This window comes from Deltaproteobacteria bacterium (assembly GCA_016874755.1).
GTDB lineage: Bacteria > Desulfobacterota > Binatia > UBA9968 > UBA9968 > DP-20.
The window spans coordinates 46894-62106 of the sequence record VGTH01000031.1; the positions used below are offsets into that span (position 1 = coordinate 46894).

The following is a 15213-nucleotide window of genomic DNA, read 5'->3' on the forward strand; positions in this document are numbered from 1 at the left end:
AACTTCCAGTTCAGATCCTTTTGCAAACCAGCCCACCGCAAAAAAATAGCAGCGCTAGGAGCAGATAGGCGAGGAAAAACTCCGGCGCCGCCATCCAACCAAAGCGGCTGACGATACCGCCCGCTGTTAGTTCGTATGCATGTATGATTCCGGTCGCTGACAGTAGTGCGGCGACAATCGACCAGGCGGCGGCTTTTGCGAATTGACGCTCGATTAGAGCCACGCCGATGGCGGCGAGAATCATCGAGGTAAAAATAAAGCCGCGCTCCAGCGAGATCATGCCGTGGATCGCGACGCTCTCACGTGCGAACGGTGCAAGCCCAACTTGGAAGAGTGATTTGCCAGCCGCGCGTAATCCGGTCTCTAACATCAGCAAACCCCAGCCCGCCAACGCCGGCACGATTCCCAGCGCCACCGCCGGGGCGTGCTCTTTCGGTGTTTCCTGAAACGCTTGCGCCATGATGACAATACCGATGTACAAAAGAATGCCGATGCCCGCTTCGAGGGGTATCAGCCCTAACACCGCTTGCATGGTGCCAGTTAAGCAGAGAAAACTGATGAATACTCCGTTCAAAGTAGAGTAGCCCACCCGTGCGCCAAGCCGCTTCCATCCGGGATGGCCGATGTAAATCGTGGTCGGAAATACGCTGCCGAACAACGCCGCTACCACCGATCCAATGCCGTTGGCCATCAATGAAGGGAAAGTTTTGAAACGGTCGCCGGCGGCTTCGGCGCTCTCGATATTCTGCAGCGAACCGACGACGTTGAAAATCCCCATCGGAAAGATCACTGAGAAGTAGCTGAGAAAAGAGGGGTGGGTCAGCGCTTCCCAGAGCGAGCCGCCGGCGTACTGCGGTAGCGCCAACGAGACATTGAAATGAAGTGCGTCGCGATTCATGAGGCCCAGCCCCCAACCCAGAATGGTACCGAGGCCGATAGCCACCATCCCACCCGGCAAACCCAGCGGCAATTTCTGATGCGAAAAGTAGGCGACAAAAATGAGTGCCATGGGCAGCAGCGCGACTAGAGGGCGCGAATAAATCTTAAAAGTGAAGTCCATCGCGATGAACGTGATCGCGATGCCTGACAGAGCCGAAAGCAGCGCCGCCCGCGGCGTCACCCGCCGCACGCTTTCGGCGACGAAGGCGCCGACGATTTCAATCACGCCATTGAGAAAGCAAGCGACCAGCCCCACTTTCCAAGCCCAAACCGGATCTTTGGTCTCCAGATAGATCGGCAGCATGATGAAAAAGACGAAAGCGAACAACGCCACGGTGTTGATGCCGTAAGGCAGCGCCGTGATGTCGTCGCGCCCGCTCTCGCGCATCAACCGGTGCGCCTGCCAGGCATAGAAGAAATTGCCAACCAAAATCGAAAGCGCTGCGCCGGGAAGAATCATGCCAAAGATATAACTGTCGGGCAGATGAACCAGCTCGCGGCAAAGTGTGACGATTAAAATCAACTGGATCAGGTTGTCGATCATCAACCCGAAAAAGCCGTCCCAGTCTTTGCGAACAAACCAAGGGGGATTGAAAGAAGCGTGCGCCATTGAACGAAAAATCTCCAGGGAATTCTTCCGACTGTAACGGGCGACAGCGCGTCGAGTCAAATCAAGCGGTGACCGATGGTCTCTATTGTGATCGCCTGTGCGGAAACTCTGGCGGCTGGAATAACGAAAGCGGGTTAAAAAATGAGGTTAAATCTTTCCTGCGTGGGGCGCGTTTGCACGACCTTGGCAATAACCCCAGCCTTATCGCCTTTCTTTGATCGTTTGCTGCAACAGGCTAAAGTCAAAGATCTGCGACAACGAAATATATCCTTGGGGCTGATACCCGTCAATTGATCGTCGACTAGAGGCTTTAACTTGGAATCGTAGCGCCGCTCTACTCTTGCCGGTTAAAGCGGAGAACTCGACCGAAGAAATTCCATTCGTGAACGAATACGTCCCCATGCGCATTGAGCGCGACCGCATGCGGCGTCGTAACAATCCCCCGGCGCCACTTGGCAGGTGGTGTGTTGGGCGTTCCCGTCTCCTCCTCTACGGTGTTGGTGCCGAAGGTTGTGACAATCTTGCCTGCCCTGTCGAGAACGGCGATTCGTCCCTTCGCCTCCGCGACGACGGCATAGTCATCGTCGATGGCCACGTCTTTGGGCACTCGCAGATCAGCAGCGAACACTCCCAAAAATTCGCCATCGAGAGACCAGTGGACGAGGCGGTTGTTTCTTTGGTCGGTACCAATGATCCGCAGCGGCGTAAACCGCGTGTCGATCGCGAGATTGTGCAGCCGGTTGAATCCATCGGGCGTCTTGTTGCCGCCAAACGAGGTCAGGTATTTCCCAGCGCGATCAAAGCGGTGAATGTAGTCACTGGCGTAGCCATCGGAGGCATACAGATCGCCATTGGGCGCCACCGCCAATCCCGACATCCTGACGACCAGCGCGCCATCCGCGCCTTTGTTGAGCTCCGTGTCTTTGAACCTGTCCGGGATGGCGGACGCCGAGATACTTAATACTACTTCCCCATCCAACGTCATCTTTTCGATGATCGGTCCTGTCGCCACGCTGCCACTGTAGGGACCCGTATCTGCGGCGCCTCCTCCCCTGATCGTGTACAGGACTTCGCCCTCCGGTTCCGTACGAATTAAAATAGTGTGCAAGTTGCGCGGTGCGTTGGCGACATTCCGAAGATACGTGCCGTTCGGCGCGTACACTGCGATGCCCGTTATGGGAAGCCGGTGGGTCACAAAGATTTCGCCGTTGGCTCGCACGGCAATACCGCCATTGGTATGGCCCAGCGGTCCGTCATTCGGCATCAGCCAGCCCGGCACCGCCTTATATTCCGGAATGGTAGGGTTTCCGTTCTGAGGTGCTGTCCCCCCCCGATCTGCTCTTGGCGATAGACATTTGGGAACCAGATGTGAGACATCCTTGACTAAGTTGACTAACTTTACAAAAGACACCCACCTACTCTCAGCTGCATTACATGTCGAGGATGTCCAAAGTCTGGGGTCCCCCGACAATTTCCATAAGCGAACTAAGGGGGCTACTTAAAGCCTATTTGTTTGATCAGCTTTTCCCAGTGTTCGACTTCTTTTTCGTACTTCTCGGTGGTGATCCCGTGCTCCGGCCGCCAGCGTTTGAACGGCTGTTCTTTCGTTGCACTTCCGTATTGAAATTTTTCCAGGATCTTCTGGCCATCCGGGCTCAGGAGAAAATCAGCCATGAGAACCGCGCCATGGGGACGGGGCGATTTGACCGCGATGGCCGCGCTACCGACGTTGTTGGGCACGAGATCCATCGGCAGCCATTCCACCGGCGCGCCTTTCGACGCCGCGAGCCATGTGTGGCTCTGAAAAATCGCCGGTGAGGCGGTGACTTCGCCGGAGGCAATCACATTGACTAGCGCCGGCGCATCAAGATTGTAAAGCTTGATTTGCTGCTCTTTGAGTTTTTTAACGAGCTCTTCCCCTTTGGCCTTGATTATTGCGCCGACGATCTTGCTGCCCGAAGTTCCTCCCAATGGCAGGCCCATCTTGCCCTTGAGATCGGGGTGCAGAAGACCATCGAAATTCTTCGGCACAGCCGCGGCCGGCAGAAGATTTTTGTTATACGCAAAACCGATGTAGGACTCGCGCGCGAGAGCCCAATAGTAGAGCCCTTTTCCCGCCGGCTCCTTAGCATCGTCGGAGTAGGCCCTGAGCAGCGGCGAATTATAAGGCTGGAGTAGCCGCGAGTCGCGCATGAACATGAGGTTGCCCTCGGTGGTTTCGATCGTGTCGACAAGATATCGCCCGGCTTTGTACTCTTCGGTCATCCGGACGAACAAGTCGGAGCCGCCAGCGCGATAGACGTCGACTTTGACTCCGGGATATTTCGCCTCGAAGGCTGTGATGAGCGCTTTGTAGGAGCCGCCCGCCAGCGAGGTGTACCACATCAGCCTGCCTTGGGCTTTGGCGCCAGCGTAAAGCAACTGCTCGCGGTCCGCGCCCATATAACTCACCAGCTCGTTTAGACTTGGCTTGCGCGTTTGCGCTCGGGCCGGCGACGGGAAAAGCAAAAGGGTGAAAAGAACGAGTGCGACAACTCTCATTTCAAAGCCCTCTTGAAATTTTCGTTTTTCGCGGTAACCGCCCTATATCGCCGCCGGAGGTTCGAGTCAACGAGGTTCCAGCGCCCTAGTGAAAAACAGGTCAAACGAAAAACCGGGCCGGTTTTTACCGCTTAGAATTTTCAAAATTTTGACTTTAGCTCGCAGTCCGGAAAACGAAGTGACGATTCATGCGCAGGCGTTACCAAGTTGACTAAGTCACCACCCGCCGCAGTTTTCCTAGATTGTAAGTTTGTCCATCTGATCAAGTCCCCTGGCTTTCTCCCAACCCAACGCCGATCACGCAGTGCCGCGTTCTTTGCCGATCATTTCGAGCAAAGTGCCGTACAAAATATAGTCGGCGCTGTCCATGCCCATCTTGCCCTTCCACTTGGGCAGCAAGAGCTCGTCGTAGCTCGTCGGCACCTCGTCGCGATTCAACATGCGCGTGTTGTAGGTGAGCACCCGCGTGTCCAATAAACGGATACTTGCGCGCGAACGCTTTCTGCGGTGCCTGAACTGTGTCCAACCTCACGCGGCGTAGAGGACAACTTCGCCTTCGGTTAGGGCCTTCTCGACCACGCTGGGCTCGCCGGCGTGCGTCAAGTTGCTACTGGCGACACAAAGCACCAACAGCAAAAAACAGACGAACCGTTTAGCGCAATTCGGTTTAATCACTAGTACTCGTCGAAACAGATTCGCTAGTAAGCCGGTCACCACGCTGTGTTGGAGCCGTGCGCCTCGTGCGATACTGGCGCTAAAACTTGATACGGATCGCCAAACTCAGCAGCTACTTCCAAGACTTGCGGGTGGTGCAACAGGGCGCGGTCGAGCATGCCGAATTTGTCGACCACCAAGCGGTCGTCGATGTAGAGCCGGCCGTTGAAGACCGAGCCGTCCATGTGGCGGAACTTGGAATGTTTGCGCGGCGTGCCGTTGCCGACCCAGGGCATCTTGCTGATCAATTCCCAGTGCATCGGGTCGGCGACGCCGTGCTCGGCGGACGCTTTGGGATGATAGCCGAACATGATCTCGATCAAGTGATTCGATTCCGGCACTTCTTTGAATAGCCGCCGGCATTCTTCGCCGACTTCACCGCCGCCGTCGACTTCGGTGATGACGTTGTCTTTGATCTTCCAGCGCATCGGTTCGGCGAGCCGGCCGGCCACGCCTTGGACGCAGCTCAAATAAACTTCGCCATTGGAATTGCCTTCGCCGTTGAAAACACCGCAGCGGCCCCAGGGAAAATGGCAGCGCCCCGGCGGGTCGCCGGCGCGGAACTGCATGCCGTAGAGTTTCTTGCCATCGTAAGTAGCGGTCAACTTGCTGCCGAGATCGTCTTCAATGCGCACGACTTTGCCGTTGGCGACGACTTCGCGGACTTTCTCGGCAAGCTTCCACAAGACTCTGTTGGGAAACTTGGCGTAATCGCGCGCGAGCAAGCCGGCGTTGCCTTCGAAGTAAATGTGATAGGGCTTCATGCGGGTTTCGTGCAGCTGGGTGCCGCTCTCCTCGCGCTTGCGGCCGAGGGCGCGATGGTCCGGCGTGAAAGTGATAAATACCGGCCACACCCAAATCGCCACGTCGGAGGCGTGCATGGCGTCGAGCACTGCTTTGGGCACTTTACCGTAGCGCGCGATGGGTTCAGTGACGAGCGTCATCGGCTCGGCGCCGTAAAAGCGTATGCCGGCGGTGAGCGCTTCGAGTGTGGTCTTGTCGCTGCGCGTGTCGGCGAGCAGCAAGACCTGGTCGCCCTTGCGCAGGTCCGAGGCTTCGATCATGTTGCGCACGCCGATCATCATGTCGGCAACTTCGTAGGTGGTGTTCATGGTTTCTCCTTTAAGTCGAGTAAGCGCTACTATCGAGAGGTGGACCGGATGTGCCTCGCGCAAAGGCGCAAAGTACGCAAAGGAAATTTTATTGTTTCCGAACTTTGCGTGCTTCGCGTCTTCGTGGTGAAAAACTTTATTGCTGATTCTGAAAGCGCTTGATGACGCCGGTATGGAACGGCCGTTGGGCAAAAACACCAATCTGGATCCGGTTGTCGAACGGGTCGTAGCCGTAGGCGGTGTTGGTGTCGGGCTCGTGCCAGGGGATCAGGTTTGGATCGGGGCCCCAATACTGCTCCTTGCGGTTGAAGCGCTTGAGCATTCCCGGATAGGTCTCGGCGTTGGAGCGCAGATCGATGTGCGGGCCGCGGTAGCATTGCGTGCTGCGATCGGCGACCTTCACCACTTTGTGCAGGATGATCAGCTGGCCCGATTTCGGCACTGTCAGCGTGATCTGCCCTTCGCCGGGCACTTGGGCTCCTTCGATAAGGCCGAACGTGTCGCTGTACCAGGTGCGCGCGAGATTCAAATCGGTAACCTCGACGCGCACATGACTAATGCGCCGCAGCGGCACCAAACCCACTTGCGGCTCGATGGTCGAAGGCTCTTTCATGATGCAAAGCTCGATTGTGTTGCCGTCGGGGTCGAGCACTGAGAGCGATTCTTTGATCGGCGAAGAAGATGACGGATAGTCGGTCACCCGGTGCGGATTTAGATTTTGTTTGTCGGCGACCTCGTAGGCCGCCGAAAGATTGTCGCCGGCAACTTCAAAACCCCAGACCACGCCTTCCATCATGCGCGCCGGCTTGGGTGAGAGGCGAACATCTTGCAGCGAAACGCCGAAGCCGGGATGGTTGGCGACGGTCATGAACAGCATCATCGGCACTTCGCGGTTCAGGCCGCGCCAGTTCAAGTTGGTCAGGTGGCCGATGCGCCCGCCCATAAAATTGCCCCAAAACCGAAAGGCGCGGCCGAGATCGTTGGACGGCAACACACCGTGATCGATGCGTTCTAGGACGACTGGGGATGTGGTGGCCATGTGCAAACTACTCCTTCAAATCGAGACACCATTTCTATCTTAGCTCTCGTGAAAGTTCAAAGTTCTTGACGAATCGTTCGAGCGACTTTCAGAGGTTGATCCTTGAACGGTAATTCTCCCCTTGCTAACGTCGCGCATACGATTATAAACACAACCTACTACCTTCGGAGGAGCTATGGGCAAGAAAATTCGCGAGTTCATGACGCATCGAGAGCCGTCGGAACATATCTGGATGGAACGCGACGAAGCCGCGGTGATCGGCACGGCACGCATGGGACAAAGAATGGTGCCAAAGATCCGTGCGTTCGACTTGCTGCGCAGCACGCCGCTCACCGGTAACCGGGCGCGCGCGACGGTGTTCGAAGGCGAAACCCTGCGGGTAACGACGGAATATATCGCGGGCCGTGAAACCCAACTGACCCGCGCCTGCGACTACGACACGATTTATTTGCAATTCTGCGGCAAGTCGAAGATCGAAAGCGAGGGCGGCACCATCGAGCTGGAGCCTGGCGAGATTGCTCTCGTGCCGTCGGCGATTTCGCACCGCACGACGGGAACCGATCAATGTTTGCGGGTGCGCGTAGCAACGCTAGAAGCGGTTGTCGAAGGCGTCGATCCGCAGAAACCGACGATGCAAAGAAAGTTCACCAACCGTCCTTCGGAGCCGATCGCCGCGAGTAACGGCGCGACGTCCAGTAACGGTACCGAGGGGCCGGTGCTGGAGCACATCAGTTTCTGGGACCCGCAATCGGATCTCTGGGTGGAGCGCGATGTCAACGCACTCATCGGCTGCAAACGCGAAGGCGGGCGCGAAGTGCGCAAGCTCGAGGCGTTCAATTATTTCACTGGCATGACTGGCCAAGGAGGCGCGCGCGCACCGATTCTCTACAATGCTCAACAGTTTCGTGTCGACGTTTACAACCTTGAGCAGGAACAGAACGGTTTCCATCGCGGCTGTGACGAGGATGAAATCTGGATTCAGTTTCGCGGCCATTCGCTGAACCACACTGAGTGGGGCGCGATGGAATTGGACGCGGGGCAAATGTCCTACATCCCGCGCGGCGTCGCGCACCGCATCACCGGCAGCCCGGGCTTTCTGCGCATGGTGCTCTACAGCCGCAAGCTGGTGTATCCGAAGGCTTTTAGTAATGTGTCAGAGCGCGAGACCCGGTTTGATGTGCAGTGAAAACACGCAATAGGCGCGAGGCAACAGGCAATAGTTCGGATTCGGATCAATTAACCGCGAAAAGCGCAGAAGGCGCAAAATCGGAAAAAGGAGAACTCACCGCGACGGCACGAAGCACACGAAGGTCGGAAAAAGATTTTTCTTCTCGTCCGACCTTCGTGTGCTTCGTGCCGTCGCGGTCGATAGTTTTTTTGCAAAGGACTTTTCGATGATTGGCGGCAAAACTAAGACTAGCGATCTGATTATCGGCGCGCGCAATATTAGGAGGACTTTGGTAGTCTGCTATGAAACCTAGAAATCTATGGCTAACGCTTTTTGCCTCGGTAGCTTCATTTTTGGTTATTTCTGCGCCAAGTTGGGCACAGACCGGCAAGCTGGAAACTCTGCGCGTATCGTTTGCCAGCTTCGGCGTGATTTACTATCCGCACTTCCTCGCCAAGGAGTTGGGTTACTACCGCGATGAAGGTTTCGATATCGAGATGATCGCCATGCCCGGCGGCTTGGCAACCCAGGCGCTGGTCGCCGGCGATCTCCATTTCAGCACGTCATCAGGGTCATCGCTCAACGCGAGTTTGCGCGGCATCAAACTAAAGGTCGTCTACGTCAATCTCGATCGGCCGCTCTACAAGCTCATGAGCTGGCGCGACGATATTCGCAAAGTGACCGACCTTAAAGGCAAAGGCATCGGTGTGGCTTCGCGCGGCGATACGATGGAGGGCGCGGCCAATCTGCTGCTGCGCAAGTACGGCATGGACCCGCTGCGCGATGTCCAGTGGGTGGCGTTGGGCACCGGCGGTCGAGTGACGTCGCTGGCAGCCAAGACCGTCGACTCGGCGATCTTGGGTTTCGCCGATACGATGCGCATGATAACCCGCGGTTTTCAGGTGCACGAGGTTGCCAACGTCGGCAAAGAAATCAAAATGCTCTACACCGGGTTGGCGACCTCCGAAGACATGGTCGTCAAGCGGCCTGACGTCGTAAAACGTTTCATTCGCGCCACGGTGAAAGGCCGCGAGTTTTTAAAGCGCAATAAAGCGCAGGCGCTGGCGCTGGGGAAAAAATACGACAAGGCACCGGACGACGTGCGCACGGCGGACTATGACGCAACGATGGAGATGATGACCGCCGAGGGCATGGAAGATTTGGAAACACAAAAGTCGGACATCGAGATCGCCAAGCGCATGCTCAATATGCAAAAGGATGTTCCGGCTGAACAAATTTTCGAGTTCCGTTTCACCCGTGAAGTTTACAAAGAGCTGCGCGAGATGGGTTGGGAACGCGCACTGAAAATTGCGAAATAGAGGTAGGGGCAACCGGCGGGTCGCCCCTTTGCCGGAATGAACATCGGTTTATTGCTCCACACCCGTCAACTGATTCGCGCCGAAGACGCGGCGCAGAGCTTCGAGCACCTTTGGGCTGACGCCGCGCAGGCTGAAGAGCTCGGCTTCGATCATATTTGGCTTGGTGACAGCGTCACGGTGTTGGATAAGGCGCGCGGCGATTGTCTAACGACGATGTCGGCGGTGGCGGCGAAGACAAAGAAAATTCGCCTCGGCATCGTGCCGATGCTGCCGGCGCTGCGCAATCCGGTGCTGCTCGCCCATGCGCTTGCGACCATCGATGTCATCTCCAACGGCCGCTTGATTCTCGGTGTCAGCGTCGGACCGACGCGCGACTATATTCAGCGGCAATTTGCCGCGTGCGGCGTGCCGCCGACCGAAAAAGCTGGGCGCCTCGGTGAGACCCTTGAGATCATGCGGCGGCTGTGGTGCGAGTCGAAGATCGATTTCGACGGGCGCTACTTCAAGCTGCACGACGTCGGGATTTTGCCGCATCCAGCGCAGCAGCCGGGTATTCCGATCTGGATCGCGGCGGACCGCAACGAGAACGGCTTCAAGCGAGTGGGTCGGCTGGGTGACGGTTGGGTAACGCTGCTGCCGACCGTCGAGCAATTTTCCGCGGCGCGGAAAAAAATCGATGGCCAGGCCAAAGCGTTTGCCCGAGAAGGCGCGGTGAAAGCCACCGCGTTGTACGCGACTTTTAACATTCATAACGATAAAGCGCGCGCGCAAGACGAAGGCTGGCAGTGGATGGAGCGCTTCTTCGAGCAGCCGCTCGCCAAGCTAGCTTACCATTCCACCAATTTCTGCACGCCGAACGAATGCGTCGCGCTGCTCAAGAGCTACGCCGCGGCGGGCGTGACCGACATCGTCGCGCGCATCGCTTCGGACGATGTGCGCGGCCAGGCGCGCATGCTGCTGCAACAAATCAAACCGCGATTATAAGCCCTCCCCAAATAATCTGATTGCCCCGGTCGGCATCTCTGTAGTAATCAGGGGGCGTGTTGGCTTGGTTATACCGAATGCAAGCGGTCTCCGACTTCCTCGCTCTCTCGAGAGGAGCGCGGTGAGGGCGCATTGTGGCATGATCTGCGAAGCTTCGAAGGGCGCTCACCCCGACCCTGAGGATGTGAAAAAAATCATGAGCCTCTCCGGCCCCGCCCGACAAATCTCCCTGACCCCTCTTTTCCAAAGAAGGGAACTCGGAGTCGACCTGCATCTGTCCCCCTTTGGAAAAGGGGGACCCAGGGGGATTTTATTTTCTCACAGCTCTCCTTTCCCAGAGGGCGAGGGAAATCGACCGTTGTATCGGCTTCCGGAACTCAACGCGCAGGAGGAAAATCAATGGGCGGCAAGGCCTCGATCCGTTTGGCTCTGCTTTCGTCAATGGTTGTGGTGTGCTTTTTTGCCCAAGCTGCGGCTCAAACCGTCGCTAGAGCAACCCGACCTTTGCGCGTCGCCTATCTCAGCACTTCGGCGACCATGGCGCCGGTATGGATGGCGAAAGACACCGGTGCGCTGACCAAAGAAGGGCTCGACCACGAAATTCTTACCATGCAATCGACCAGCGCGATTCCGGCGCTGGTAGCCAATGAGATCGACGTTGTCGAGGTCTCCGCGGCGCCGGTCATCACCGCTGCTTTGCGCGGCATCGACGTGATCTTCATCGCCGGTTTATTGAACACGATGATTTGGGATTTTTACGCGCGTCCGGAAATCAAAACTGTCGAGCAATTAAAAGGAAAAATTGTCGGCACCGACCGGCCGGCGACGCCGGTGTATTACGGCACGATTGTCGCCCTCAAAAAGATGGGACTGACGCCCAAAGACGTGCAGCTCCGGCCGCTCGGCAGCAGCCCGCAAATCGTCGCGGGTTTCTACGCCAATCAAATTGCCGGCGGCGTCGGCTCGCCGCCGGCGAGCTTTAGAATGGAGCGCGACGGGTTTCACTCAATGGTTAGTTTGATCGGTGAACCTTACCAAAACGTCGGTCTGGTCGTGCGCAAAAGCCGCTTCGACGAGCTCGGGCCGCGGCTGGTGCCGTTGCTGCGCGCCGTGCGCAGCGGCATCGATCGCTACTACGCCGATAAACCGTTCGCTATGAAAGTGCTGGCCAAATACACCAGGGAAAGCGAAAACGACATCGTCGATCGCAGCTATGAGTTTTATAAAAAAGCCGGGTTTCGCCGCGAGCTGGTGACGTCAGAGCCGGGGCTGCAAGGCATGCTCGATTTCTTGTCGGAGTCGATGCCCGAAGCCAAGACGGCCAAGCCGGCGCAGTTTTTCGACGATCGATTTGTCCGGCAAGTTAATAAATAGACACCAGGCAATAGGCAAGAGGCAGTAGGCAATAGTCGGAATCGGATTATTTAACCGCAAACGCAAAATCATAGACGCGCACTTTACTGCGCCCGGTGGAGGCGAATATGTATAACGGTCCGGTGATCGATGCCGATGGGCATGTTTTGGAAAAGGAAAAATATATTCGCAAATATCTCGGCGAACCTTGGAACAAGCGCTCGACGGCGCTGCGCACCCGCGAGGTTTGTCACTATGGCGAAAAAAAAGGGGAAAGCGCAAGCTTTCCCCTTTGCCTGATTGAATCGTCTGAGTTTAGTTAATGGTTATCTGGCGCGGCTTGGCCTCTTCCGCTTTGGGCACGTGGATTTCCAGGATGCCGTCGCGGTAGGAAGCGATGATGCCCTCCTGCTTTACTTTCTCCGGCAGGTAGAAGGAGCGGGTAAATTTGCCGCTCGCTCTTTCGCTGCGGTGTATCTCGAAGCCTTCAGCGGGCTTTTCATACTTGCGCTCCCCGCTTAACGATAGGGTGCCGTCGTTGAGCTCCAGTTTGAAATCCTCTTTTTTCATGCCCGGCAGCTCAGCGCGAATTAAGTAGGCTTCCTTGCTTTCCAATATGTCGACTGGCGGCAGCCATGCGCCATTGGTGTGGGCCCAGCCCGGTACGAAGCTGTTATCGAACAGATCGTTGACCCGGCTGTGCAGTCTGCTCAGTCCATCAAAAGGTTCCCATCTCACTAGTTCCATAAAAGACCCTCCTTTCAAGGGCGGTTAAAATTTATGGTTGGAATTTAAGTCGGTTTTGCGCGACGTCAAGCGGCTTGACAAACAGTGAGGTCGTACCTAGCTTTTGTCAGCTGTGCGCGGATTTTGCGGGAGGGGAAAGCAATGAAAAACGCGGGCGAACGGAGAACATCAGGGCGTGTTTGGAACTATCTTTGGGCAGGAGTTGCGCTGTCGTCGTTAACGTTGCTCATCGGGCGCGAAGCGCTTGTCGGCAGCGCGACTTTAAACGATCCCAAAGCCGCGCCCCGCGCGGTGGCGCCCCGCGGTGAGTTGGCGGCGGATGAGAAGGCGACGATTGCGTTGTTTCGCCAGGCCTCGCCGTCGGTGGTTAACGTTACCAATATTGGCATCCAACAGGACATCTTTTCGCTGAATCAATATCAAATTCCCCAGGGCACCGGCTCGGGTTTTATCTGGGACACAACCGGCAACGTCATCACTAATTTTCACGTGATTCAAAACGCCGACGCCGCGCAGGTCACCCTCGCCGATCGCTCCCATTGGAAGGCGCGTGTGGTCGGTGTGGCGCCCGATAAAGATTTGGCGGTGCTGCGCATCGACGCGCCGGCTAACAAGTTGCACGCGATTCCGGTTGGCACGTCGAAAGACTTGCAGGTGGGGCAGAGTGTTTTTGCCATCGGCAATCCGTTCGGTCTCGATCAGACTTTAACGACCGGGGTCATCAGCGCACTGAACCGTGAAATCGAATCGGTGACGCGTCGCCCGATTCAGGGAGTGATTCAATCCGACGCGGCCATCAATCCCGGCAACTCCGGCGGGCCGCTACTCGACAGCGCGGGGCGGCTGATCGGTGTAAACACAGCGATCTACAGTCCGTCAGGCGCATCAGCCGGGATCGGCTTTGCAATTCCGGTTGATACTGTGAACCGAATCGTGCCCGAGCTGATTCGCAGCGGTAGAATCACGCGTCCGGGCTTAGGTGTTGCCATCGCCGACGAGCAGGTGGCTGAGCGTTTAGGGGTGGACGGTGTTTTGGTCGTCGACGTGGGGCGTAATAGCGGCGCAGCGAAAGCAGGACTACGGCCGACGCGCCGCAACCGCGACGGACGCATCGTGCTCGGCGATGTGATTACTGCTGTGGATGGTAAGAAGGTGGAAACGCCCAACGAGTTATTCCTGACTCTGGAGAAATACAAAGTCGGCGACGTGGTGAATCTGACGTTGCAGCGCGACGGCAAATCGGCGCAGGCGCGGGTGGCGTTGGAGGCGATTCAGTAATTTTCGGAATATCTCGCGCAAGGACGCGGATGGCGCCGACTATATCGGCCGGGAGCTGGCCAGGGGAAAGCTGAGAGCCAGGAGATTATCCGCGGTTTGACAACGCGTCTTGAATCCTGCGCATTCTCCGAGCGAGCTTTCTTTCTTTGACAATCCGCGATTTCATCCGGACATACACAGAGCTCACCGATGAGACTTTCTCCAACCCTACTATTTTACCAATGTCTCGGTGCCTGTGCCCGCCCAATTCTCGGCTTAGATAGATCGCCATCATCCGCGCCTCGTTTTCTTGACCTCGCCTCCGTCCCCCGCGAATTTCTTCGACTCGTTTGCCGTACTCTTTGGCGGTTGCTCGAATTATATCAGAGAGGTCCGTGCCAAAGATCTCCCGGGACTCCGGTTTCTCGGCTTCTACTCGCGCCTTGTTGCCTAGCTTTTCGATCACTCCTTCAATGAATTCTTTGCTTCCTAAAATGGGCTTGTGATACGGGCTTCGGTAAAAATCACCGATCTCTTTCTCGACTTTGTTTTGCATGAACTTCTGGTATTCCTGCAATCCGCGGAACCGGGAAAGCACGTCATTTGTCTCCAGCCAGGCAGGGCGTTGCTTCTTATTCAGATAAGCCCAATGACTGCTCCAGCGGTAGCGATCCATGTCGGTTACGATGCCGGCAGCTACCGGATTGTGATGAATGTAACGTACCACCGACAGAAAATGTTCTTCGGCGTCGATCAGAATCGCTTTGTACCGACCGCGAAACAGTGCACCGTCCCGATGGTGAACCCGGTTGAACTTCTGCGTATATACCCCGTTTAAGTGGCGCATCGCCCGTGCCAGCCCAGCCGTCTGCGTTGACACCAGCAGGTGGTAGTGATTGCTCATCAAACAATAAGCGTAAATCTCGACCTTCCACAGCTGCGTGATCTCGCCCAGCAGATCGAGAAAACTCTGCCATCCTTTGTCTTCGAGAAAGATATCGCGCCGAGACCGCCCGCGGTTAATGACGTGGTAATACGCTCCGGGATACTCGATTCGGAGGGGTCTGGCCATGGCAGAGCTTTATCGCAACGCGAGCAGAGAGTAAAGAGCTAAACATAGACTTGACCCCTTTTTGAAATTTGACCCCTTTTTGAAAGAAAGCGCGGCCAGGGCCAGAGAACCTTACCCTTTGGCTTTCAGACGCTCGAGATCACTGACGTAGTCACTCAGTGCGGTGTCTAATGAATAAACTGGCGCCCAATCAAGATACTCACGAGCACGAGACAAGTCCAGGGGCTTTTTCCATAACTCCGCTCTAAGGTTCCGCACCGACGGTCAACGGCACATACGTAGACGCGGATGCTGGGCGGCAGTTTGGGGCGGTATAATCGAGCGGGTGACCCGGCGACTGGTCAGCGCCGCTGTTCGT

The 15213-nt window shown here is 56.5% G+C and carries 14 protein-coding genes; 6 read left to right on the forward strand and 8 right to left on the reverse strand.

Going from position 1 to position 15213, the window contains the following annotated elements; genetic code table 11:
* Positions 1 to 10 precede the first annotated feature (10 nt).
* From FJ145_18085 to FJ145_18110, 6 genes are all read right to left on the reverse strand, one after another.
* Positions 11 to 1549 (reverse strand): NCS2 family permease, encoded by a 1539-nt coding sequence (locus FJ145_18085; protein MBM4263327.1) that lies wholly within the window; start codon positions 1547 to 1549, stop codon positions 11 to 13.
* Positions 1550 to 1883: 334 nt separating this feature from the next.
* Positions 1884 to 2828, reverse strand: coding sequence for a hypothetical protein (locus tag FJ145_18090; GenBank protein ID MBM4263328.1), 945 nt, complete (start codon positions 2826 to 2828; stop codon positions 1884 to 1886).
* Positions 2829 to 3043: 215 nt separating this feature from the next.
* Positions 3044 to 4090, reverse strand: a complete 1047-nt coding sequence (locus FJ145_18095) for an extracellular solute-binding protein (GenBank protein MBM4263329.1) — start codon at positions 4088 to 4090, stop codon at positions 3044 to 3046.
* A gap of 297 nt (positions 4091 to 4387) precedes the next feature.
* Positions 4388 to 4552, reverse strand: a complete 165-nt coding sequence (locus FJ145_18100) for a hypothetical protein (protein MBM4263330.1) — start codon at positions 4550 to 4552, stop codon at positions 4388 to 4390.
* 248 nt (positions 4553 to 4800) lie between these two features.
* Positions 4801 to 5916 carry a hypothetical protein gene (locus FJ145_18105; GenBank protein MBM4263331.1) on the reverse strand — a complete coding sequence of 372 codons (1116 nt, stop codon included), beginning with the start codon at positions 5914 to 5916 and terminating at the stop codon, positions 4801 to 4803.
* Between the two features lie 136 nt (positions 5917 to 6052).
* Complete coding sequence (locus FJ145_18110; protein ID MBM4263332.1) at positions 6053 to 6955, reverse strand: VOC family protein; 903 nt, start codon at positions 6953 to 6955, stop codon at positions 6053 to 6055.
* Positions 6956 to 7130: 175 nt separating this feature from the next.
* Between FJ145_18110 and FJ145_18115 the strand changes: the two genes are divergently transcribed.
* The 5 genes from FJ145_18115 to FJ145_18135 all read left to right on the forward strand — a co-directional run bounded on the left by FJ145_18115 (position 7131) and on the right by FJ145_18135 (position 12102).
* Positions 7131 to 8141 (forward strand): hypothetical protein, encoded by a 1011-nt coding sequence (locus tag FJ145_18115; GenBank protein MBM4263333.1) that lies wholly within the window; start codon positions 7131 to 7133, stop codon positions 8139 to 8141.
* Between the two features lie 284 nt (positions 8142 to 8425).
* Positions 8426 to 9442, forward strand: a complete 1017-nt coding sequence (locus tag FJ145_18120) for an ABC transporter substrate-binding protein (GenBank protein MBM4263334.1) — start codon at positions 8426 to 8428, stop codon at positions 9440 to 9442.
* Between the two features lie 36 nt (positions 9443 to 9478).
* On the forward strand, positions 9479 to 10426 hold the full coding sequence (locus FJ145_18125; protein ID MBM4263335.1) for an LLM class flavin-dependent oxidoreductase: 948 nt from the start codon (positions 9479 to 9481) through the stop codon (positions 10424 to 10426).
* A gap of 399 nt (positions 10427 to 10825) precedes the next feature.
* Entirely contained in the window at positions 10826 to 11800 is a 975-nt protein-coding gene (locus FJ145_18130; protein MBM4263336.1) for an ABC transporter substrate-binding protein, read from the forward strand.
* A 107-nt stretch (positions 11801 to 11907) separates the two neighbouring features.
* Entirely contained in the window at positions 11908 to 12102 is a 195-nt protein-coding gene (locus FJ145_18135) for a hypothetical protein (GenBank protein ID MBM4263337.1), read from the forward strand.
* Here FJ145_18135 and FJ145_18140 read toward each other — a convergent pair.
* Positions 12095 to 12526: an Hsp20/alpha crystallin family protein gene (locus tag FJ145_18140; GenBank protein ID MBM4263338.1), complete on the reverse strand. Its 432-nt coding sequence runs from the start codon at positions 12524 to 12526 to the stop codon at positions 12095 to 12097. The two genes, FJ145_18135 and FJ145_18140, sit on opposite strands and share 8 nt — an antisense overlap.
* A gap of 141 nt (positions 12527 to 12667) precedes the next feature.
* Between FJ145_18140 and FJ145_18145 the strand changes: the two genes are divergently transcribed.
* The gene (locus FJ145_18145) at positions 12668 to 13804 is read left to right on the forward strand and encodes a trypsin-like serine protease (GenBank protein MBM4263339.1); all 1137 of its coding nucleotides are present in this window, start codon (positions 12668 to 12670) and stop codon (positions 13802 to 13804) included.
* 85 nt (positions 13805 to 13889) lie between these two features.
* On the opposite strand, the gene FJ145_18150 is transcribed toward FJ145_18145, so the two are convergent.
* Positions 13890 to 14855, reverse strand: coding sequence for a transposase (locus tag FJ145_18150; GenBank protein MBM4263340.1), 966 nt, complete (start codon positions 14853 to 14855; stop codon positions 13890 to 13892).
* Between the last annotated feature and the right edge of the window lie 358 nt (positions 14856 to 15213).